Annotated in this window: 1 protein-coding gene; it reads left to right on the top strand. The window is 46.5% G+C overall.

Annotation, left to right across the window (positions count from 1 at the left end):
• Positions 1-31 precede the first annotated feature (31 nt).
• The coding region (locus AC0QHF_RS10210; protein ID WP_375341415.1) for a reverse transcriptase N-terminal domain-containing protein at positions 32-635 on the top strand (604 nt) is incomplete at its 3' end.

Below are 635 nucleotides of genomic sequence, written 5' to 3'. Positions count from 1 at the left end.
CAGACGTAAGATGGAGACTTGAGTAGCAATAATGGCGTCTAGTCAAACCAAAGGATTCGGCAAGCCGAAACCAACGGGCACTAAGAATGCATGGAGAACTATCAATTGGGCGAAAATCCAACGGATGGTTTTCAAGTTGCAAAAACGTATCTATCAAGCGGCTCAATCGGGACAGGACGCAAAAGCTAAAAGGTTGCAGAGACTCCTTTTGAAGTCATACTACGCAAGGCTCTTAGCTGTAAGGCGAGTGACCCAAGATAACCAAGGCAAGAAAACAGCCGGAGTGGATGGAGTGGTAGCAATATCCCCAAAACAAAGGTTTGAACTTGTTGAGGAAATCAAGGGAAACTTCAAAGCAAAACCGTTACGGAGAGTCTGGATACCTAAACCTGGACGGGATGAAAAACGCCCGCTGGGAATCCCAACAATCCGAGACAGAGCCAAACAAGCCTTGGTCAAAATGGCAATGGAACCCTACTGGGAACCTAAATTCGAGGGAACAAGCTATGGGTTTCGACCCGGACGCTCAACCCTTGACGCAATTGGCAGAATATTTACTGGCATCAACAAAATGGGATATTACGTCCTTGATGCCGACATTGCCAAATGTTTCGACCAGATTGACCATGATTACC

The organism is Lyngbya sp. CCY1209, assembly GCF_055795065.1.
The sequence above is the reverse complement of the archived record's forward strand: the minus strand, read 5'-3'. Positions and strand labels throughout refer to the sequence as shown.